3 protein-coding genes and 1 pseudogene are annotated in these 4544 nt (G+C 60.5%); 1 reads left to right on the top strand and 3 read right to left on the bottom strand.

Annotated elements, in window-relative coordinates; translation table 11 throughout:
• Positions 1–212: pseudogene (locus AC0AP0_RS09240) on the bottom strand (hypothetical protein); the annotation flags it as partial.
• A 189-nt stretch (positions 213–401) separates the two neighbouring features.
• Here AC0AP0_RS09240 and AC0AP0_RS09235 point away from each other — a divergent pair.
• Entirely contained in the window at positions 402–1682 is a 1281-nt protein-coding gene (locus tag AC0AP0_RS09235) for an ROK family transcriptional regulator (protein ID WP_490430252.1), read from the top strand.
• Between the two features lie 22 nt (positions 1683–1704).
• On the opposite strand, the gene AC0AP0_RS09230 is transcribed toward AC0AP0_RS09235, so the two are convergent.
• Together AC0AP0_RS09230 and AC0AP0_RS09225 are read right to left on the bottom strand one after the other, a co-directional pair.
• On the bottom strand, positions 1705–3957 hold the full coding sequence (locus AC0AP0_RS09230; RefSeq protein ID WP_490430251.1) for an alpha-galactosidase: 2253 nt from the start codon (positions 3955–3957) through the stop codon (positions 1705–1707).
• A gap of 149 nt (positions 3958–4106) precedes the next feature.
• On the bottom strand, positions 4107–4544 hold a 438-nt coding region (locus AC0AP0_RS09225), incomplete at its 5' end, for a ketopantoate reductase family protein (RefSeq protein ID WP_490430250.1).

Raw genomic sequence — 4544 nt, 5'->3', positions numbered from 1 at the left:
TCCTTCTCGAATTGTGCCACCATGGCCTTGAACTGGTCGGCGGCCTCGAATTTGAACTGGAAGAAGTCCAGAGTGACTAGGCCTGAATCTGCGGAACCACAGCCCGCCGTGGCCACGACGGCCAACAGAGCCAGGAGTGAGGCGACTACGTTCCGAACCCAGGTCGTTATTCGATCAAACCCGGATCCTTCCCTACTGCCGATATCTTTCATATTTGGCTCCTTTACCATCCGTACGGGCAACAATGACCTAGATGATTCTGCGAACCAGAATAGAGGGCCGGGATATTTCATTCCCAGCTCCGGCGAGTTCCTTTCGTTAAGAAAGTAATTAAGATAGGCTGTTCAGCATAAGGGGTTTGTCCGCAATCAGGTCGGACCAGTTTTCCGTGAGGAGGCACCGTGGCCGACAGAGACAACCAGAGATCAAACCAACACGAGGATGCCGACTGTTTAGGGGAAGCACGGCCGTTCCCGGCCTGGTTCACGGCCTCCAGGTACACCCACCGCATCGCCGTTGAGATCCTCCAGCACGGCCCGATCTCCAGAGTGGCCCTGGCGCGACGATTCAACCTGACCCAGGGCGCTGTATCGCGTATCACCAACGATCTGACCCATCTTGGGGTCATCAGGGAAGCCGGCATTCTACCGCAGGCAGACGAACCAGGAAGACAGGATGGCCGCAAGCATAACTCCAATAGCGTAGGCAGACCGCAGCAGGCCCTGGTCATCCGTCGGGAAGCCAAGACCTTCATCGGCATCAATCTTCACGGCGGCACCGCGTTGGCCACGGCGACGGACCTGGCCTGTCGACCGGTCGGCCGGTCTCACAGTCATCACATACGTCAACGCAGCCCAAGCCAGGTCGTGAGGATGCTGTCAAACCTTGCTCAGGAGTGCATGCGTGAGATCAACCAAACCGGATTACCCAGCCCCTCCGGCCTTGCCATCTCCCTGGGCGGTCGGGCGGAGGGAGACAGGGTCGTCACCTACGCCCCATTCCTGCATTGGAGCGAACCCGTCGATCTTGCCACCGAAATGGAGAACACATGTGACCTGCCTTGCCTGATCTTCAATGATCTCGATGCCCTGGCCCTCTACGAAGGATGGTTTGGCGAGGGCATCGGACTGGACCGCTTCGCTCTGATCACCATGGGATCTGGCATTGGCTATGCCTTAAGCGAGCACGGCATGCCCGTCTCCTCGCCGGATGAAGGGTTTGGGCTGATCGGCCATCAGCTGGTGGATCCGGATGGGCCGGTCTGCTATCTGGGCCATCGTGGCTGCGCCCAGTGCCTGACTACAGGCTCCCTGGCTGAGCAGTACTCGCATGCCATCGGGCAGGCCGCCAGCCTCGAGAAGTTGGTCAAAGACCTGGAGGAAGACATGCCGCAGGCGGAGACCCTGCTCAATCTGACCGGTTATCGGCTAGGGGTCCTGATTGCCCTGGTGGCCAACGTGGCCCTGCCTGACAAGGTTCTGGTGGGTGGGGAGACTTCCTATTTGATGAAGAGATGCATCGAATCCGTACGCAAGGGCACTGCCTCATTCCGCCACAGCCAGATGGTCGAGGTCCCTGTGAAGATCATCGACAGCGACTGGCTCCGCTGGGCACAAGCGCCGGCGGCCAGAGCAATCGCACGGTACCTGCAGGGTCCCGAAGAGGCCGATAAGCCCGAATGACTCGGGAAACGACTGGACAGATTCAGATACGGCTCGCTTCAAAAATCACTGCCTCCGCCGGATGAATGACCGGTGGCCGAACTCCCTGAGCTTCCAAGACCGCACCCGGGAGAACCGTGCCTTTGGGACACCACCAGGCCAGAGGGCTTTGTCCACTGCCGATCCGATCCAGGTCACTGCAGATGTCCAAGGGCCTGATCCGGTAATCAGACTTGGAATCCAGGCCGGGAAGCGCTAAAAGCTGCGGAGGGTAATTGACCGAAGAGGTCAACTGGGTGAAGCGGTAGAGCGCCTGCGAGCCGTCAGCAGAGACTACGCCGTCCAAGCGGACTGCCGGGTCCGGCGTATCGCCATGTACTACATGACCGGTGTGCAGCATATGCCGCCACTGCTTATACAGATCGATCCAGCGTCCCAGCTCGTCCAGCTGATCCTGGGGCACGGCAAGCAGGTTCCATTCCACGCCCATATGGCCAAAGAAAGCCATGGCCGCACGCAGACCGAGCGAGGTGGCACGGCCGGTGGAATGGGCGGGGGAATCACCCACATGCTCCCCCAACATCTCCGGCGGCACCAGCAGGGATGTGTACCGCTGGATGTCGGCCCGCTCGACCGGATCCACGCAGTCCGAGACCCAGACCCTGTCGGCAAATTCCAATATGCCCAAATCGATCCGCGCGCCCCCTGAAGCGCAGGACTCGATCTCCAAACCGGGATGCCTGGTTTTCAGGTCGCGCATGATTCCATAGACTGCCTCGGTCTGCGCATGCACGGCAGGACGTCCCGACCGGAGAGAACAGGCCTCGGTCACGTAACGATTGTGATCCCATTTGATGTAGTCGATGCTCAAAAGAGCAATAAGCGAGTCCATGGCATCGAACACATGGGCATAGGCATCGTGATTGGTCAGATCCATGACCTGCTGGTTGCGGCCTTCGACAGGCAACCGGGAAGGCCCTGGGGACATGGCCCAGTCAGGATGATCGCGAAAGACATTCGAGTCCGGACTGATCATTTCGGGCTCGAACCAGAGGCCGAATTCCATTCCCAGCTGATGCACCCTGGCAGCAAGAGCTTCCAGGCTCTTAGGTCCTTCAGGCCATACCTGCCGATCGATGGACCAGTCCCCCAGCCCGGCCTCATCCGAACGCCTGCCCTGGAACCACCCATCATCAACGACAAAGCGCTCCACACCTATACGGGCGGCCCGTTCGGCCAGGGCAGCCAGCTTGTCATAAGACTGGTCGAAGTAAACCGCCTCCCAGGTGTTAAGGGTGACAGGCCTGGAACGTGAGACCAACCCAGGATGCAGGGATCGCAGGAAAGCATGATACCTGTGGGCCGCCTGGTCCAGCCCTTTGCCCCGGGAACCATAAAGCCAGGGCGTGGAATACGCCACCCTGTCGGAATGACCATCAGCAGGGGGAAGCACTATCTCCCCGGCCATCAGAATCTCGCCGCCGCCCAGCAATGCGGGAGCCGAAGGAATCCGCTCGGCGCTGAGCAGACCATTGCCGCTCCAGCCCAAGTGGACCGCATATACCTCATCATGTTCGAATCCGAACCCGGGTCGGCCCGCGCACATGACCAGGGAGGAGTCAAAATCCGGTCGTCCCACCAAGCTTGAACGCTCCAGACGGCCTACGGTCAAGGGCTGACGTTGCGGGCTGCGCTCGCGCAGGTGGTGACCGGTGGTGGTCAGGATCTCGGTCGCCTCAGCCGGCAAGGGAAAAGCCAGCTCCAAGCCGTTGACATCCAGTTCTCTGCCCGTATCCAGGTTGAGCAGGTCCGCACGCTGCCTGACGAGACCGGACGGCAACACCTGGCAACGCCAGGTCAGTCCCACACCCTGGTCCCGGTCGCAGGCGCGAACCGTCAAAGTCGGTGCAGTCAAGTCATCAGACAGGACCGGGCCTGTACCCAGATCTACTGATTCCACCTGGAAGCGGCAAAAGATCTCGACTCCGCCGCGGCAGATGCACAGTCGGCGCTGTCCGGTCCAAGCCTCGGACTGGGTCGGAAGAATGCTCGGCCAGGCCGTCAGGTCCAGCCCTCCCGAGACCCGCTGCGGGGCCAGAGCGTCGTAGGAACCCAGAAGGGCCTGCGGATCGGCCACTGGATCGCCCCAGTGAACGATCCGCGGCAGACCCTTCCCCGGGAAGAGGACGGCAAGGGCCAGCCCGGACTGCTCCATGTAAACCAACCTGAGGGGAACCCCCAGATTCGATTTGCTCTGATAAGACCCCGTCCCTGGGCCGCCGCGATGATCCTCCATGACACCTCCGCCATAAGCCCGACGGTGCCGTTTGCCGACACCGAATAATTAGGCTCCATGCTAGGGACCCGCGGCTAACTTGTCTGGAAGGGCGTGTTTTTCTTACTTGGGAAAGTAATTCATGGAAATCCGCTCAGCGGCCGTTCACATCATCCCTGGTCGGACTGCTCTTCGTGGTGAACGCGGAAGGCCAGCTCGGCCAGGTGAACGCCGTGGGTCAGGAACTCCTGGGTCCGGCAGACGTAGTCATGCTCGCGGCCCAGGCGCGCCAGATAGCCGTTGATGTAGTCCACCTCGGTCGGGCGCCCCTTGGACATGTCCTGGTACATGGAAGGGTAATGAAGCGGATTGCCTATGCGGCTGACGTAGTCCACCTCGTCCAGGGTCTCCTGGCGGGTCTGGATCAGCTGCTTGCCGGCCCGCTCGCAGGCATCATAAGCCTCGTCGATCAGCTGGCGGGACATATCCTTGGCGCCCGGATAGGAGATGAACTGGCCCATGGTGATCTGGTACATGGTGCAGATGGTGTTGACCACCGAGTTGAAGATGATCTTGGCCAGGCAGGTGCCCTCGAAGTTCTCGGTCAG

The organism is Bifidobacterium sp. POST2/T3 (B1) (assembly GCF_058197115.1).
Note: the sequence above shows the minus strand (reverse complement) of the source record. Positions and strands in the feature narration are given on the sequence as shown.

Coding starts and splice junctions, on each gene's coding strand:
- AC0AP0_RS09230 (WP_490430251.1), bottom strand. CDS start 3,957: ATGGAGGATCATCGCGGCGGCCCAGGGACGGGGTCTTATCAGAGCAAA.